Annotated in this window: 15 protein-coding genes; 12 read left to right on the forward strand and 3 right to left on the reverse strand. The window is 72.9% G+C overall.

Features of this window, described 5'->3' with window-relative positions:
• Positions 1-6 precede the first annotated feature (6 nt).
• A complete protein-coding gene (locus LIX60_RS28250) occupies positions 7-408 on the forward strand; it encodes a cupin domain-containing protein (protein WP_227961830.1) in 402 nt (133 codons plus the stop codon).
• A 60-nt stretch (positions 409-468) separates the two neighbouring features.
• On the opposite strand, the gene LIX60_RS28255 is transcribed toward LIX60_RS28250, so the two are convergent.
• Together LIX60_RS28255 and LIX60_RS28260 are read right to left on the reverse strand one after the other, a co-directional pair.
• The gene (locus LIX60_RS28255) at positions 469-2,412 is read right to left on the reverse strand and encodes an AAA family ATPase (RefSeq protein ID WP_227961832.1); all 1,944 of its coding nucleotides are present in this window, start codon (positions 2,410-2,412) and stop codon (positions 469-471) included.
• A 471-nt stretch (positions 2,413-2,883) separates the two neighbouring features.
• Positions 2,884-3,480, reverse strand: coding sequence for a uridine kinase (locus LIX60_RS28260; RefSeq protein ID WP_227961834.1), 597 nt, complete (start codon positions 3,478-3,480; stop codon positions 2,884-2,886).
• Between the two features lie 338 nt (positions 3,481-3,818).
• On the opposite strand from LIX60_RS28260, the gene leuA reads away from it, so the two are divergent.
• Positions 3,819-5,582, forward strand: a complete 1,764-nt coding sequence (gene leuA, locus LIX60_RS28265; RefSeq protein WP_227961836.1) for a 2-isopropylmalate synthase — start codon at positions 3,819-3,821, stop codon at positions 5,580-5,582.
• A gap of 66 nt (positions 5,583-5,648) precedes the next feature.
• Here the strand turns inward: leuA and LIX60_RS28270 are convergent, their stop codons facing one another.
• The gene (locus LIX60_RS28270; protein ID WP_227961838.1) at positions 5,649-7,157 is read right to left on the reverse strand and encodes an MFS transporter; all 1,509 of its coding nucleotides are present in this window, start codon (positions 7,155-7,157) and stop codon (positions 5,649-5,651) included.
• Positions 7,158-7,295: 138 nt separating this feature from the next.
• On the opposite strand from LIX60_RS28270, the gene LIX60_RS28275 reads away from it, so the two are divergent.
• The 10 genes from LIX60_RS28275 to LIX60_RS28320 all read left to right on the forward strand — a co-directional run bounded on the left by LIX60_RS28275 (position 7,296) and on the right by LIX60_RS28320 (position 15,498).
• Positions 7,296-8,153: a helix-turn-helix transcriptional regulator gene (locus tag LIX60_RS28275; RefSeq protein ID WP_227962956.1), complete on the forward strand. Its 858-nt coding sequence runs from the start codon at positions 7,296-7,298 to the stop codon at positions 8,151-8,153.
• Positions 8,154-8,378: 225 nt separating this feature from the next.
• On the forward strand, positions 8,379-9,533 hold the full coding sequence (locus LIX60_RS28280; protein ID WP_227961840.1) for an alanine--glyoxylate aminotransferase family protein: 1,155 nt from the start codon (positions 8,379-8,381) through the stop codon (positions 9,531-9,533).
• Between the two features lie 145 nt (positions 9,534-9,678).
• On the forward strand, positions 9,679-10,578 hold the full coding sequence (gene dapA / locus LIX60_RS28285; protein ID WP_227961842.1) for a 4-hydroxy-tetrahydrodipicolinate synthase: 900 nt from the start codon (positions 9,679-9,681) through the stop codon (positions 10,576-10,578).
• A 12-nt stretch (positions 10,579-10,590) separates the two neighbouring features.
• Positions 10,591-10,968, forward strand: coding sequence for a cupin domain-containing protein (locus tag LIX60_RS28290; RefSeq protein WP_227961844.1), 378 nt, complete (start codon positions 10,591-10,593; stop codon positions 10,966-10,968).
• A gap of 5 nt (positions 10,969-10,973) precedes the next feature.
• Entirely contained in the window at positions 10,974-12,227 is a 1,254-nt protein-coding gene (locus LIX60_RS28295; RefSeq protein ID WP_227961846.1) for a Gfo/Idh/MocA family oxidoreductase, read from the forward strand.
• The gene (locus LIX60_RS28300) at positions 12,227-12,775 is read left to right on the forward strand and encodes a VOC family protein (protein ID WP_227961848.1); all 549 of its coding nucleotides are present in this window, start codon (positions 12,227-12,229) and stop codon (positions 12,773-12,775) included. Before LIX60_RS28295 ends, LIX60_RS28300 begins: the two co-directional genes overlap by 1 nt.
• Positions 12,772-13,950 carry a hypothetical protein gene (locus LIX60_RS28305; protein WP_227961850.1) on the forward strand — a complete coding sequence of 393 codons (1,179 nt, stop codon included), beginning with the start codon at positions 12,772-12,774 and terminating at the stop codon, positions 13,948-13,950. Before LIX60_RS28300 ends, LIX60_RS28305 begins: the two co-directional genes overlap by 4 nt.
• Before the next feature lie 57 nt (positions 13,951-14,007).
• Positions 14,008-14,373: a putative quinol monooxygenase gene (locus LIX60_RS28310; protein WP_227961853.1), complete on the forward strand. Its 366-nt coding sequence runs from the start codon at positions 14,008-14,010 to the stop codon at positions 14,371-14,373.
• Positions 14,370-14,825: a VOC family protein gene (locus tag LIX60_RS28315; protein WP_227961855.1), complete on the forward strand. Its 456-nt coding sequence runs from the start codon at positions 14,370-14,372 to the stop codon at positions 14,823-14,825. Before LIX60_RS28310 ends, LIX60_RS28315 begins: the two co-directional genes overlap by 4 nt.
• 112 nt (positions 14,826-14,937) lie before the next feature.
• Entirely contained in the window at positions 14,938-15,498 is a 561-nt protein-coding gene (locus LIX60_RS28320) for a thioredoxin family protein (RefSeq protein WP_227961857.1), read from the forward strand.
• Positions 15,499-15,555: the final 57 nt, after the last annotated feature.

Here is a 15,555-nt window from a genome sequence, read left to right on the forward strand (position 1 = left end):
CGGGGCATGGACGCGAACACGGAACCCGTCAACCTGACCGACGCCCTGGCCTCCTTCACGGAGATCTACAGCCCCCGGATCGTGACCCGGGTCAACGACTACGACGTACGCATCGCCCATGTGGAGGGCGAGCACGTCTGGCACGTCCACGAGGACACCGACGAGTTCTTCCTCGTCCTCGACGGCCGGTTCGACGTGGCCCTGCGCGACGGCGACGGCACGGAGCGGACGGTCGAACTGCGCAAGGGCGACACCTTCGTGGTGCCCCGGGGCACCGAGCACAAGCCGTCGTCGCCCGGCGGGTCGATCATGATGTTCGAGCCCAGCGGGACCCTGACGACCGGCGACCGCCCGGAGGACGAGATCCCGGAGAACGTGGACAGCACCACGGGACACCGACTCGCCTGACCTGTACGGGCCTACCTCGCCCGGCACGCCGCGGCGCCGCGCCGGGACGGTCTCAGAGCCTCAGAGGGGTGACTGCGGGCCGGGGCCGAGCGGGCCCCGGCCCGACAGGACCTCGCCGTAGGCCTGCATCAGGTCGGGCAGCCGCAGTGTGGCCAGGTCCTCCCGGGTCGGGGTGCCGGCGTAGCCCGCGAGCCGCAGGTCGCGGTAGGCGCAGCTCTTCTCGTACAGGGTGCGCAGGAAGCGGCCGTTGCCGAGCTCGTCGATCCAGCCCTGGTCGACCACGTGGCCGCAGATGCTGCGCAGTTCCTCGACGGCCTCCTCGTCCCAGCCGTCGCCGTTCTCGGCGGCCAGCACCTCGCCGATCCTCGTCAGCTCCAGCGGCCGGTAGCTGGGGAAGTCCACGCGGGTGGTGAAGCGGGAGCCGAGGCCGGGGTTGGCGGCGAGCAGCCGGTCCATGCCCTCGGGGTAGCCGGCGAGGATGACGACGAGGCGGTCGCGGTTGTCCTCGGCGCGTTTGAGGAGCACCTGCAGGGCCTCGTCGCCGTAGGCGTCGCCCTTGCTGTAGGCGGAGTTGGAGAGGCTGTACGCCTCGTCGACGAAGAGCACCCCGCCGAGCGCGGAGTCGATCAGCTCATTGGCCTTGACGGCGGTCTGGCCGAGGAACTCGCCGACCATGTCGGCGCGCTGGGCCTCGACCAGGTGGTCGCCGCCGAGCAGGCCGAGCGCGTAGAACACCCGGCCCAGGATGCGGGCGACCGTGGTCTTGCCGGTGCCGGAGGGGCCGGAGAAGACGAAGTGCCGCTTGGGCGGCTGGACCGGCAGCCCTTCGCCGGCGCGCAGCCGCGCCATGTGGAGCTGCGCGGAGAGCGCCCGCACCTGGCGCTTCACCGGCTCCAGCCCGACCATCCGTTCGAGCTCGTCGAGCGCCTGGGCCAGCAGGACCGGGTCCGGAGGCCCGTCCGGCAGGGGCGAGGCGGGGCGGGGCTGGACCGGCAGCACCGCCTTCTCGCGGATGCCGTCGGCGTCGACGGGGGCCAGGCCGGGCAGCGGGCCGTCCGGGTCGCCCGCCGGGTCCTGGCCGGCCGGGGGCGCCGCGGCCGGTGTGGCGGGCGGGAAGTCGCGTCCGGGGTCGGCGGGCGGGTCGGAGCCGTAGCCCTCGGGGTCGGCCATGGCGTCCAGCAGGTCCTGGCCGCCGGTGCCCGCCAGGGAGACGGCCGCCAGGTCGCCCGCCTCCAGGCCGTCGCCGTCGGATATCGCGGCGAGCCGGGCGGCGGTGTCCATGAACGCCGGGTCCACCCGGTGCACGGCCCGGTAGAGGGGGAGCGCGGCGGCGCTGCGGCCGGTGCCCTCGCGGGCGCGGGCCAGCCAGTAGCGCAGCTCCTTGCGCTGCGGCTGCTCGCTGCGGCAGCGCATCAGGGCGGCCGAGAGCAGCGGCTCGGCCTGCCCGTACATCTCCAGCCGGACCCGGGCCATGCCGCCGAAGAGGCCGGCCTCGATGCCGAGCAGCGGGTCGTCGAGCAGGGGACCGGTGTGCCGGATGAGCAGCTCCCAGTCCTTGACGAGATAGGCGCGGCAGGCGTGCAGGAAGCGCACCTGCGGGTCCGCGTCGACGGGTGGGCAGCCCGCCAGGGCGCGGTCCAGTTCGGGGACGTGGCGGCCGTCGAGCCAGTGGGAGGCGTGCGCCAGCAGCAGATCGCGGGGGCTCTCCAGCACGGGCTGGACCCACCAGCCCAGCCAGTACCAGGAGTTGAGCTTGCGCCGGTGCCGGGCGCGCTGCTCGCCGAAGCGGTCGCGGTGGCGGTACATCCGCAGCAGGGCCGTCGCCGGGTCGACGCGCAGGGCGTGCAGCCCGAGCCAGGCGTCGGCCATCCCCGGGTCCCTCCGCACGGCGGCCCGGAACTCGTCCTCCGCCTGCGCGTAGGCGCCCATGGTGTACGCGTCGAGGGCGCGCAGCCAGGCGAGATCGGCCGGTGAGTCGTCCCGGTCCCGGATGCCGAAGTCCATCGCGTCCCCCACAAACTGCCCCCGTGGTGGCGGCCGGCGGACGCCGGGCCGCAGCCTTTCAACCACCGCGCTGCGGGAGGGACTTGCGGCTCCTCCCGCTGGGCATCGTACCCGCGGCGGCAGGGCACGCCGAAGGGCGCCGCGCAGGTGAGGGGCGGTATCGGCCCTTCACGGGGGCGCCGCGGGGGAGGGGGCGCACGATCACCGAGTGTGATCGTCGGCGGCGGATTCCTGTCCGGAATGCGGTTTTTGAGAGGTGTCGGGGCAGAACGAAGCCCCCGATCACGGGGGAACAACCGGGGGCTTCGCGTCTGGGTGCGGCCCCGAAGGGGCGCACACTGAGAACGTAAGACCTGTCCGGCCGCCAGGTCAAGCCGAGTTCGCGGACTTCCGGCCCTCCCGCGGCGGCTCCACCGGGGCCGGACTGCGCAGCGAGTGGATTTGGTCACTTTCCGTGAGATCGGAAGGGAGTCATTCCGGTCCCGGAAGCCTCCTGAACCACACGAAGCCCTCAGATCCCTGCCGCACCAGAAGATCGGCATGGGGGCGCGTGGGGTCGTATCCGAAGTGGTCCCGCTCCGACCGGGTCCAGCCGTCCCAGAACGCGGACAGCTCCGGTCCGTCGCGCCGCCGCCCCCGCTCCCAGGCCGTGTCGCGGGGCGTCTCCATCCAGATCAGCAGCGCCAGATACGGCCGCAGGGCCCGCCGCCCGGCACCGACCCCCTCCACCAGGACCACCGGCGCGGCCGGCAGCTCCCGCTCCGCGGCGAAGCGCCGCAGACGCCAGTCGTAGACCCGGTGGCGGGCCGTCCCGCCGCGGCCGAACGGGACCAGCACCTCGCGGACGAGCCGGTCCGTCCAGCCGAACGGCTCGTCATGGGTGGCGAGATCGTCCAGATGCAGCACCGGCGCCCCGCCCAGGGCGGCGGCCAGCCGCCCGGCGAAGGTGCTCTTGCCCGACCCGGCGTGGCCGTCGACGGCCACCAGCCGGACCGGGCCGCAGGACGGCGGCAGGCCGCGCAGCCACCGGGCGAGGGCGGCGAGGTCCGAGTGCTCGGCGGAGTCCACCCCGCCACGGTACGGCTCCCGCCGGGCCGGGTTCCGTCCGGCCGCGCGTCCGCCGGTCCGCCCACGGTCTGCCCGGGGCTGCCCGCGCGTCCGCCCGAGGTCTGCCCGCCCGTCCGTCCGCACGGATCCGGACGGGCGGCTTTCCGGCGGAATGGCGAAACACCGGCCACGCTGCGGAACGTAGCTGTAGGGTGACGCTCGATGTCCGACATGTGCTCGTGGAACCTCCTCCTTAGGTGCCGCGACGAGGGCCGCCCGGGCCGACCTCCTCGTCGCGGTGTCGGTCCTGTGCCGTAGGAGTCGGCCGCCCTGACGCAGAGTCGAGAGAGAGCCTCCCGATGCACAGCCGTGTCCAGCACGCCTCCGACCGGTACCCGGTCTTCCCCGAACAGCAGCCCTCCGGCATGCCCGCGGGGCGCTACACCCCCTTCGCCCCCATCGACCTCCCCGACCGCGGCTGGCCCTCCCGCGTGGTCACCCAGGCGCCCCAGTGGTGCGCCGTCGACCTGCGCGATGGCAACCAGGCGCTGATCGACCCGATGGGCGCCGAGCGCAAGCTGCGCATGTTCGAACTCCTGGTCTCCATGGGCTACAAGGAGATCGAGGTCGGCTTCCCGTCCGCCAGCCAGACCGACTTCGACTTCCTCCGGAAGATCATCGAGGAGGACCGCGTCCCGGACGACGTGGCGATCCAGGTGCTGGTGCCGGCCCGGACGGAACTCATCGAGCGCACCTTCGAGGCGGTGCGGGGCTCGCACCACGCCATCATCCACCTCTACAACTCCACCTCCACCCTCCAGCGCCGGGTCGTCTTCGGCATGGAGCGGAGCGAGATCACCGCGCTCGCCGTGCGGGGCGCCCGCACCTGTGCCGATCTCGCCGAGCGGACGCCCGGCACGGGCATCAGCTTCCAGTACTCGCCCGAGTCGTACACCGGTACGGAGCTGGAGTTCGCCGCGGAGATCTGCAACGCGGTCACCGACGTCTGGCAGCCCGACCGGGACCGCAAGGCCATCGTCAACCTGCCGGCGACCGTCGAGATGGCGATGCCCAACGTCTACGCGGACTCCATCGAGTGGATGCACCGCAACCTCGACCGGCGTGACGCGCTCGTCCTGTCCGTGCACCCGCACAACGACCGCGGTACGGCGGTCGCCGCCGCGGAACTCGGTTACCTGGCGGGCGCGGACCGCGTCGAGGGCTGCCTCTTCGGCAACGGGGAGCGCACCGGCAACGTCTGCCTGGTGACGCTCGGGCTGAACCTCTTCAGCCAGGGCATCGACCCGATGATCGACTTCTCACGGCTGGACGAGATCCGCCGCACCGTGGAGTTCTGCAACCAGCTCCCGGTCCACCTCCGCCATCCGTACGGCGGCGACATGGTGTACACCGCCTTCTCCGGGTCCCACCAGGACGCGATCAAGAAGGGGTTCGAGGCCCTGGAGCGGGAGGCGCGGGCAGCGGGCCGCCCGGTGTCCGAGCACACCTGGGGGGTGCCGTACCTGCCCATCGACCCCAAGGACGTCGGCCGCGACTACGAGGCCGTCATCAGGGTCAACTCCCAGTCGGGCAAGGGCGGGGTGGCCCACCTGATGAAGACCGAGCACCAGATGGAGCTGCCGCGCGGGCTGCAGATCGAGTTCTCCCGCGCCGTCCAGACGCGCACCGACGTCCAGGGCGGGGAGGTCACCCCCGGCGAACTGTGGCAGGTCTTCACCGAGGAATACCTGCTCGACGAGGAGGGCGGCGCGTCCGCCGGACGCCGGCTGCGCCTGCTGTCCCACACGGTCAGCGACTCGGTCGACGGGAAGAGCAGCCTCACGGCACAGGTCCTCGACGGCGGCACACCGGTGGACCTGGAGGGGGTGGGCAAGGGCCCGATCGACGCCTTCACCACGGCGCTCAGCGGGATCGGCATCGACGTCCGGGTACGCGACTACCAGGAGCACGCGATGTCCGAGGGACGTGACGCGCGGGCGGCCGCGTATGTCGAGTGCGCCGTCGACGGGCGGGCCCTGTGGGGCGTCGGCATCGACTCCAGCATCGTCGCCGCGTCCCTGAGGGCGCTGGTCTCCGCCGTCAACCGTTCCTTCCGGAGCTGACCCCGGGTCACCGGAAGCCGGCCCCGCCGGGTGGCGGGGCCGGCACCGCGGCGGTGGCGGGTGCGGTCAGGAGCGGTCCGCGGACCGGCGGCGCCGGAACAGGCCGTACCCGATCAGCAGGGACGCCGCCAGCACCACGGCGGCGTCCACGGCGAAGGCCAGCCGCACCCCGCTCAGCAGGGCGAGATCGGCGGCGGTGCCCGTCTCGCGCAGCGCGTGCACCCGGCTCGCGGACAGCGCGCCCAGGACCGGGATGCCGATGGTGATGCCGAGCTGCTGCGAGCTGGTGATCAGCCCGGTGGCCAGCCCCTGCTCGTGGTCGGGGAGCCCCGAGGTCGCGTTGACGCCGTACGAGACCACGGCCGACATGTGCCCCGCGGAGGCGAGGCAGAGGGCGGTCAGGGCGAGCCAGGCGCCCTGCTCCGCGCCGACGAGGACCAGCGCCGTCGTGCACGCGCCCTGCACCGCCAGGCCGCCGGTGAGCGTGGCACGGGCCCCGATGCGGCCGATCACCCGGGACGAGACGGCTCCGGTGAGGGCCAGCACCACCCCTTGCGCGCCGAAGACCAGGCTGGTCTGGAGGGCGGAGAGGCCCAGGACCACTTGGAGGTAGAGGGTGAGCAGGAAGATGACCGAACTCATCATGGAGAACGTGATCACACCGCCGAGGTTGCCGAAGGCGACGGTGGGGCGGCGCAGCATGCCCAGGGAGACCAGTGGCTGGGCGGCCCGCGACTCGATGACCACGAAGGCCGTCAGCAGGGCCGCCCCCGCCGTGACCGCCGCCACCACGTCCGGCCGGCCGAAGCCCTGCTCGGCGGCCGTGGACAGCGCGTAGATGACGGAGAGCAGGCCGCCGGTGACCGCGAGGGCTCCGGGCAGGTCCAGCCGGGGCCGTTCGGGGGTGCGGCTCTCCGGCAGCAGGAAACCGGCGCCGACCAGCACGGCGGTTCCGGCGAGGGCCAGCAGCGCCATGGTGGAGCGCCAGCCCAGGGCCTCGGTCATACCGCCGCCGAGGAGCATGCCCGTGGTGTAACCGAGGGACAGCAGGGTGCCGTTGATGCCGAGGGCCCGGTTGCGCCGCGGCCCCTCCGGAAAGATGGTGGTCAGCAGCGACATGCCGGTGGGCACGACGGCGGCCGCGCCCAGTCCCTGGAGGGCGCGGGCGCCGAGGAACAGCCCCGGGCTCCAGGCGAGTGCGGCGAGTACGGACGCGACGGTGAACACCGCGACACCGGTGAGGAAGAGCCGCCTGCGTCCGTACAGATCGGCGATCCGGCCGAAGAGCAGCAGGAAGCCGCCCGAGGGCAGGGCGAAGGCGGTGACCGCCCACTGGAGGTCCGCCGGGCCCATGCCCAGGTCCCGGCCGAGGACCGGCAGCGCCACGTTCAGGATGGAGAAGTCCAGGGAGATGAAGAACTGGGCGGCGCACAGAACGAGGAGGATCAGCCGGGCCCGGGGCGTGAACCGGCCGGAGCCGGCGTCGGGCCCGGCGGCAGGTCCGGCGGCGGGCCCGGGGGCGGGACCGCTCCGGAGAGCGTCGTCCGCGCCGGTCGACGAGGGTGCTGTTGTCATGCTCCCAGGCTTCCGGCCGCGGCCGCCGGCTGGGGAGTCCGTGTTTCCACTGGTGGTGGCACCACCAGGCAGAGCGAGAGGGTGGGCGTGGTGAGCGCAGAAGAGGCCGGCCGGCGGCGCGAGTTGCGGAACTTCCTCATGAGCCGCCGGGCGCGGATCAGTCCCGCGGAAGCCGGGCTGCCCACGGCGGGCCGCCGGCGGACCCCGGGGCTGCGCCGTGAGGAGGTCGCCGTGCTGGCCGGGGTGGGCCCGTCCTGGTACCAGTGGCTGGAACAGGGGCGGGACATCAACGTGTCGCCCCGGGTGCTGGACGCGGTGGCGCGCGTCCTCTGCCTCGACGACGTCGAACGGCGCCATCTGTATACGCTCGCCGGGCTCAACCCGCCGCTGCCGGAACCCGCCCGGACGGTGGCCTACTGCGAGGGGCTGCAGCGGCTGATCGACGCGTGGGGGCCGAACCCCGCCACCATGCTCGACCCCTACTGGAACCATGTGGCCTGGAACGAGTCGGCGCGGCTCGCCCTCGGCATGACCGGGGCCGACCGCAACTGCCTGGTGGGCTTCTTCCGCGACAGAGCGTTCCGCAGCCGGGTGCGGGCGTGGGAGGAGCTCGCGCCGACGGTGGTGGCGGCCTTCCGCGCCGCGGTGTCCGAGCGCCCCGGCGACGAGGGGTTCCGGGCGGTGATCCGCGAACTCACCCGGACCAGCCCGGAGTTCGCCGAGCTGTGGGCGCGGCAGGAGGTACGGGCCGCCGGCGTGCTGGTCAACGAGGTGGAGCATCCGGTGGTCGGCACGATGAGGTTCGAGGCGAGCCAGCTGCGGATGCCGGCCCGCCCCGACCTCACGGTCGTGCTCTACAACCCGGCGCCGCACACCGACACCGCGGACAAGGTGCGATGGCTGCTGGACGCCCCCGCGTCCCCGGGCGCACGGGCGCCCGGCGAGTTCTCCGCGGAGGGCTCGGCCGCCCGATTCCCCGGAGCGGCGCTGAACTGAATCCGCCGCCGTGGCCTGCCGCTTTCCGTTGAGTGGAACGGGGGGCGGCGGCTGATCATTGCGGCGTGACCGGCCGTGTGCCAGGGTTTTCGATGCGCGCCCGGTACCGACCGAACCGGATCGTCTTCCCGGGGATCCGGATCGTATTCCTCTTTTTCGGTCGTCCTGTGCGGTACCGGAGTGCTGTCGCGCGGTCTGCGTCTTTCCTGAGCGGGGGAAATCACGATGCACGATGTCGCCATGTTCACGCCCGGCCCGACGCATATTCCTCTGGCCATGAGAATGGCCTCGATATCCCGGCTGACACATCACCGCTCCCCGGAATTCACCAAACTCCACGACCGCATTCACAGCGGTTTGCAGAGCCTGTTCGCCACCGGCGGCCGGATCCTCATGCTGCCGGCCTCGGGGACCGGCGCGATGGAGGCCGTCGTGGCGAACACCGTGGAGCCGGACGACACCGTCCTGGTCCTGGCCGCGGGCAAGTACGGCCGCCGCTGGGCCGAGCTGTGCCGCACGTACCGGGCGGACGTACGGCTCCACGAAGTGCCCGACGGGGCCACCTTCGACGCCGCCGCCGTGGAGCGCGCACTGCGGGACGCCCGGCCGCGGCATCTCTTCCTGACGCACTGCGAGACCTCGACCGGAGCCGTCCACGACGTGCGGACCCTGGCCGCGCTGGGGCGCGAGTACGGGGCCACCGTCGTCGCGGACACCATGACCTCCATCGCCGTGGAGCCCTTCCACATGGACGACTGGGGGGTGGACTTCGCCGTCACGGCCTCGCACAAGGGCCTGATGAGCCCGCCCGGGGCCGCGTTCGTCGCGGTCGGCGACCAGGCGTGGGAACGCGTCCGGCCCGCACAGGGCTACTCCTACTGGAGCTTCCCCATCCTGCGCGCGAGTGCCCTGGAGAGCACCGTGCCCAACACCCCGCCCACCACGACCCTGTTCGCGGTCGCCGCCGCCCTCGACGCGATCGAGGCCGAGGGGCTCACGCAGGTCTGGGAACGGCACGCGCGCAGTGCCGCCGTGTGCCGTGCCGGGGTCGGAGCCCTGGGGCTGGAGCTGTTCCCCCGGTCGGCCCCGTCGAACGCCTTGACCGCGGTGCGTCTCCCGGAGCGGGTGCGGACGGACGGGCTGGTGGAGGAACTGCACGACCGCTTCGGCTTCCGCGTGGCCGGCGGGCAGGGGGGCCTCAAGGGCCGGATCGTCCGCGTCGGCCACATCGGCGCGGTGACCCCGCTCCAGCTGATGCCGGTGCTGACCGCCCTGGAGATGCTGCTTCTCGAACGCGGGCTCGACCGGCGCCCCGGCACGGCGTCCGCCGCGATGGCCGGCGAGCTGTGGGACGGGCTCGCGCCCGGCCGGGCCGCCTGACCCCGCCCCCGCTCCCGCCCCGGCCGTCCGCCGGCGCGGGCCCCTGCCCCGCCACCCCGTAACGAGCCCACCGCCGCCCCCGCCCGCGCCGGGCGCCCGCCCGGCGCCGCACCTCATCCCTCCTGGAGACCCTGGAGACCTGGTCATGATCAGTACCGCGAACCACCGCTTCATCGGGGCGTACACCACACTCCTGACCCCGTTCCAGCCCTCCGGCGCGCTGGACGAGGACGCGCTGCGCCGCCTCGTCGACTTCCAGATCGCCAACGGGGTCACCCGGCTCTGCCCCAACGGGGTGACCGGGGAAGCCGCCGCGCTGACCGACGAGGAGAAGCTGCGGATCACCGAGATCTGCGTCGAACAGGCCGCCGGCCGCGCGATGGTCATCCCCGACATCGGCACCGAGTGCCTGGCCCGCACCGTCGAGCTGGCGCAACGGGCCGAGGCCCTGGGCGCGGACGCCGTCCTCGCGTTCACCCCGTACCTCGACCCGCCCACCGAGCGCGGACTGGTCGCCTACTTCCGGCAGGTGGCCGACTCCGTCGGCATTCCGCTGATGATGCACAACCTGCCGGGACGCACCACCGTCGACACCTCACCGGAGCAGGTCGCCGAACTGGCCGCCCACCCCAACATCGTCGGGATGAAGGAGGGCAACCAGGACATCGTGCGGATGCGCCGGGTTCTGCACCTGGTCCGTGACGCGGACTTCGTGGTGCTCTCGGGCAACGACTTCACGGCGCTTCCCACCCTGCTGCTCGGCGGCCACGGGCACATCTCCGTGGCGGCCAACGTCATGCCGCGGCAGAGCCGTTCGATCGTCGAGGCGGCGCTCGCCGACGATTACGTGACGGCTCGCGATCTCTACCTCAAATTCGCCGAGTTCTACCGCGGAATCTATTTCGCGACGAACCCGATAGCGCTCAAGAAGGCTTTCTCGCTGGCGCACTTCGACGCCGGTGAGCCGCGGCTTCCGCTCACCCCGTTCCCCGAGGAGCGGACCGGCGAACTCGAAACGATCATGAAGAGCTGCGAACTCCTCTGAAGGCGAGCTGTGATGAACCCGATGATCGACGTGGATTCCCTGACGGAATCGGTGTACGGCGGCGACGTCGTCCGCTCCCTGCTCTACGCGGCCTCCGAACAGCCCGGAACCCGCGTGGTCCGGGTCGCGATGGCCAGCGCCGAGCCCGGCCGCGGCGGCCAGCTCCACCACCACCCCCGGACGGACGAGACCTACTTCATCATCTCCGGGAACGCGGAACTGGAACTCGACGGCGAGCACTACGCACTCGCGCCGTCCAGCTGCGTGCGCATCCCCCGGGGCACCAGGCACCGGATCACCAACAGCGGCACCGAGACCCTGCGCTACCTCGCCTTCCACACCGGGGACGCGGAGTTCGCCGACGCGGTCGAGCACGTGAAGGCGGTCTAGCCGCCATGGACGTGGTCATCGTCGGCGCGGGCAAGGCCGGATCACTGCACTACCGGGCCTACTCCCGGCTGGGCCGGTCCGGCGTGCTCGACCGCACCCGGATCCGGTTCGTCGACCCCAGGGAGCGGGCGGGCGCCGAACTGGCGGCGCTGCTGCGCGCCGACGGCCTCCCCGAGAACGTGGTGGCGGCCCGGGAGAAGCTGGAGCCGGCCGCCCCGGAGACGACGATCGTCGACCTGTGCCTGCCCAGCCGCACCCTGGCGCCTGCCCTGGTGGACTGGTGGCGCGCCGGCTACCGCAACTTCGTCATCGAGAAGCCGTTCATGGTGCCGCAGGAGCTGGCCCGCGAGGTGGGGCAGGTCCTCGCCTCCTCGCGCGCCGTGCTCGTCCGCAACTATCTGCACTCCCGGGTGCACGCGACCGTGCGGGAACTGCTCGATCTGTACGACCTGGAACCCGTGCTGTGCGTCACCAACTTCTCCAAGGACCGCCGGGCCGACAACCTCCGCGGCCGGGGCGCCTCCGCCGACGGCCTGCCGACGGTCTACGAGGTGGAGATGCCGCACCAGCTCTACATCGGGGACGACCTGCTCGGAGCGGCCCGCTCCCTGGACCACGCCGAGGACCTGGACCCCATGGCGGGCGAGGACGGGCGGCTCCGGCTCGGCGAGGGCCTGCTGGTGGGCCGGGCCGCCTCCGGCGCCGCCTTCGTCCACTACTCGAACCTCCACCACCCCACGGTCGTCCGCAGCCTGGACCTCTTCTGCCGCGGCCGGCTCTCGGTCCACGCCACCTACGCGCCCATCTGCGAGGAGTTCACCGACATCAAGGCCGGGGTGATCCTCGGCCGCGGGGACGCCGTGCTGGCCAAGCAGCTCTTCACCGAGGACGACAACATGCACGGGATGATCTCCTCGGCCTACCACACCCTCCGCGGCGGGACGGGCGGCCGGCTCGGTCTGGACGAGGTGCTGCGCAGCGACGGACTCATCCGGTCCGCGATCGCGGGCGGCCCCGGATCCGGCCCCGGCGCCGCCGCCCCCGCCGTGTCCGCGCCGCGCACCGACCTCCTGCAGGAATGGGTGGTCGACTCCTTCCGGTCCGGGCTGGAGAACGGCACCGGCCGGTCCTTCCTGCGGTTCCTGGAAGGGCGGCAGCGCACGCGGCTGTCCGGCGTGCTGCCGTCCCTGGACCCGGCCCGCGACGCCGTACCCGGCCGCGGCACGCCCGGGCACGCGGTGAGAGGAGCCCTGGTCTGATGGCGATCGCAGTCGGCGGCCTGCTGCACGTGGCGGTGGTGACCCCGGACCTCGACCGCATGGCGGCGTTCTACACCGGCCTCTTCGGGGCCGAGGTGGTGAAGGACCTCTCCCTGACCACACCGGTGTTCGGGGAGGGCGTCGGTGTCCCCGGGGCCACCGCGCGCACCGTCCACCTGCGGCTCCCCGGCGCGTCCACCGTGGTGGAGCTGACCCAGTACGCGGCACACCACCCGGCGGCCGACCCGCGCGCCCCCGCCAACGCCCCCGGCCTGCGCCACCTGGCGCTCCGCGTGGACGACATCGGGGCCGCGGCCGGCGAACTGCGGGCCCGGGGCCACGAGGTGGTGGGCGGCCCCGTCGAAGTGGACCGGCCCGCCGCCGCACGCGGCACCCGGTTCCTCTACTTCCGCGACCCGGACGGCAATCTCGTCGAACTCATCGAGCCGCCCTCCCGCACCGCGGCGGCCGGGGAACCGGACACGCGCACCCGCCCGGCCGGGACCGGGAGCCCAACCGAAGCCGAGAGCGAAGGGAACCGCACATGAAGATCGGCCCAGTGCAGCGCACGCACGACGGCGAGACGACGGAGATCGCCGTCGAGGTGACCAGCGAGGCGAAGCCCACGGGGGACCGGCTGTGGTACCGCGTCGAGCGGCGCCACGAGCCGATGCTCACGGACACCATGGACCCCTTCCTGCTGGCCGCCCTCTTCGTCGCCATGCGGACGGGCGAGAGCCTGCACGCGGCCGGCGGGGTGACCGCCACGCTGCTGGAGAACCTGGAGGAGTTCCAGTCCGCCTGGCTGCAGTGGCGGCCCGAGCGCTACACCCGGGTGGAGATCACCGCCGACGAGGAACTCCCCGACCGGCCCGGCCCGGACGACCGCTCGGCGCTGCAGACCTTCTCCGGCGGGGCGGACAGCGCCTACACCACCATCCGCCACGTCAGCGGCGCGGCCGGGCGGGGATCGCTGCGCCTCAGCGGAGCGGTCATGGTGCACGGCTTCGACATCCCGCTGGAGGAGCGCGGATCGTACGAGACCCTCCGCGACCGCAGCGCTCCGCTCCTGGCCGGACAGGGCATCGAACTCCTGCCCGTCACCACGAACTTCCGCCAGTTGTGGCACAGCGACCTCAGCCACTGGGAGGACGCCTTCGGGACCGGTATGACCTCGGTGCTCACCCTCTTCAGCGGCCGGTTCCGGCACGGCCTCATCGCCAGCTCCGAACCGTACGGATCGCTGCTGCTGCCCTGGGGCTCCAACCCGGTGACCGACTGGATGATGTCCGGCGGGCGCCTGCGCGTGCACCACGACGCGACCGGCGTGGACCGCAACGACAAGGTGGCGGGGCTCGCCCGGCTGTGGCCGGAGGGCGCCGACAACCTGCGGGTGTGCTGGCAGGGGGAGCAGAAGGACCGCAACTGCTGCCGCTGCGAGAAGTGCATCCGCACGATCCTGAACTTCAAGGTCAGCGGCGCCGCGGTCCCGGCCTCCTTCCCGCTGGAGGTCACCCCCGGCCACATCAGGAGCCTGCGCGGCCTCTCGGAGGCCCACATCAACCCCCTGCGGCAGATCCTCACCGCGGCGCACGCCCGCGGCGCCGAGGAGGACTGGGTGGCGGCCCTGGCGGACTGCGTCGCGGCGAACGAGGACGAACTCGCGCGCGGTGTCTCGTACGAGGGCGGCTTCCCGCTGCTCGCGACGGACACCCCCCGGTAGCGGAGCCGGCGGCCGGGACACCCGGCGGTACCACGGAAGCAGAGCGGAGGAGCACACGTGTACGCAGTGGTCGCACGCTTCGAGGTGAGACCCGAGAGCGCCGAGGAGTTCGACGCCCTGGCCCGGTGGCGGATCGCGGAGGCCGCGGCGGAGGAGCCGGGCCTGGTCGCCTACGCGATCCACCGGGTCGACGGGGAGCCGCTGGCCCGCGTCTTCTACGAGATCTACCGCGACCGCGACGCGTTCGCCGAGCACCGCGCCACGCCCCAGACCGCGGCGTTCCTCGCCCGGCACGCACCGTACGTCCAGGGGCCGCCCCGCATGGAACTCCTCGAACCGCTGCACACCGCGGGCCGGCTCGGCGGGGACCCCCCGCGCGTGCCGTTCCCCCTCGACCGGACCACGACAGGCAGGGAAGCATGACCACCTTCGCACCGCACCACATCGCCCTCAGCGTCGGCGACCTCGACCGCTCGAAGGCCTTCTACGGCTACTTCGGCTTCCGGCCGGTCGCCGAGTGGAGCAAGAGCGACAAGTCGCTGACCATCTCCCATCTGCGGCAGGACGACGGCTTCGTCCTGGAACTGTTCCACTACGCGGACGACGGCGCCCGGCCGCGCCCGGCCTTCACCGTGGGCAACAACCTGCCCGAGATCGGGGTGAAGCACGTGGGATTCACCGTGCCGGACCTGGCCGCCACCCGGGCGGAGATCATCGAGGCCGGGATCGGGGAGGTCACCGAGATCGCCCGCGGCCGGACCCTCGTCGACTACTTCTTCGTGATCGACCCGGACGGCATGTACGTCGAGGTCGTGAACGACGCGCGCGACCTCGACCCGGAGCGCCCGCTGCTGCTCGGCGACGCCCCGCGCTAGCCGCCCGCCCCCCCGGCCGGGCACCCGATCCGGCCCGTGCCGCCGCGCGGACCCGCGCTTCCGCAAGCCAGGCCGCCCGGCCCCGTCGATCCCAAAGAAAGGTCACCCCACCGTGCCCGTGTCCTCCTTCATGGTGCCCCTGGGCACTCCGGCCCCGGACTTCGCTCTGCCCTCGCTCGACGGACGCACCGTCCGGCGGGCGGACTTCGCCGGGGCGCCGGCCCTGCTGGTCGCCTTCATGTCCAACCACTGCCCCTTCGTCCGGCACCTGGAGAAGCACTTCGGCGAGCTGGTGGCGGAGTTCCCGCGGCTCGCGGCCGTCGCCGTGTGCAGCAACGACACGGGAGTGGCCCCGGACGACGGTCCGGACGGCCTCCGGGACCAGGTCGAACGGACCGGCTGGGACTTCCCCTATCTGCTCGACACCGGACAGCGGGCCGCCCTCGCCTACCGGGCCGCCTGCACCCCGGACTTCTTCCTGTACGACGCGGATGACCGGCTCGTCTACCGCGGCTCCTTCGACGACTCGACGCCCGGCAACGGCCGTCCGGTCACCGGAGCCCGGCTCCGGACCGCCGTGGAGCAGGTGCTGGCGGGCCTGCCGGTGCCCGAGCCCCACCACCCCTCCATGGGCTGCTCGATCAAGTGGAGCCCGGGCAACGAACCCGCCTGACCCCGGTGCGGGTCCGCCCGCGCGGACGGCCCCGCACCACCGTGAGCGGCACACCAC

The sequence above is a fragment of the Streptomyces sp. S07_1.15 genome (genome assembly GCF_020739505.1).
GTDB classification, from domain to species: Bacteria; Actinomycetota; Actinomycetes; order Streptomycetales; family Streptomycetaceae; genus Streptomyces; species Streptomyces xinghaiensis.

What these genes read in the sequence shown, in the direction of transcription:
- LIX60_RS28280 (WP_227961840.1), top strand. Translation starts at nt 8,379, where the DNA reads ATGCACGATGTCGCCATGTTCACGCCCGGCCCGACGCATATTCCTCTG.
- LIX60_RS28255 (WP_227961832.1), bottom strand. Translation starts at nt 2,412, where the DNA reads ATGGACTTCGGCATCCGGGACCGGGACGACTCACCGGCCGATCTCGCC.
- LIX60_RS28290 (WP_227961844.1), top strand. Translation starts at nt 10,591, where the DNA reads ATGAACCCGATGATCGACGTGGATTCCCTGACGGAATCGGTGTACGGC.
- LIX60_RS28315 (WP_227961855.1), top strand. Translation starts at nt 14,370, where the DNA reads ATGACCACCTTCGCACCGCACCACATCGCCCTCAGCGTCGGCGACCTC.
- leuA (WP_227961836.1), top strand. Translation starts at nt 3,819, where the DNA reads ATGCACAGCCGTGTCCAGCACGCCTCCGACCGGTACCCGGTCTTCCCC.
- LIX60_RS28275 (WP_227962956.1), top strand. Translation starts at nt 7,296, where the DNA reads ATGAGCCGCCGGGCGCGGATCAGTCCCGCGGAAGCCGGGCTGCCCACG.
- LIX60_RS28300 (WP_227961848.1), top strand. Translation starts at nt 12,227, where the DNA reads ATGGCGATCGCAGTCGGCGGCCTGCTGCACGTGGCGGTGGTGACCCCG.
- LIX60_RS28270 (WP_227961838.1), bottom strand. Translation starts at nt 7,157, where the DNA reads ATGACAACAGCACCCTCGTCGACCGGCGCGGACGACGCTCTCCGGAGC.
- LIX60_RS28295 (WP_227961846.1), top strand. Translation starts at nt 10,974, where the DNA reads ATGGACGTGGTCATCGTCGGCGCGGGCAAGGCCGGATCACTGCACTAC.
- LIX60_RS28305 (WP_227961850.1), top strand. Translation starts at nt 12,772, where the DNA reads ATGAAGATCGGCCCAGTGCAGCGCACGCACGACGGCGAGACGACGGAG.
- LIX60_RS28250 (WP_227961830.1), top strand. Translation starts at nt 7, where the DNA reads ATGGACGCGAACACGGAACCCGTCAACCTGACCGACGCCCTGGCCTCC.
- dapA (WP_227961842.1), top strand. Translation starts at nt 9,679, where the DNA reads ATGATCAGTACCGCGAACCACCGCTTCATCGGGGCGTACACCACACTC.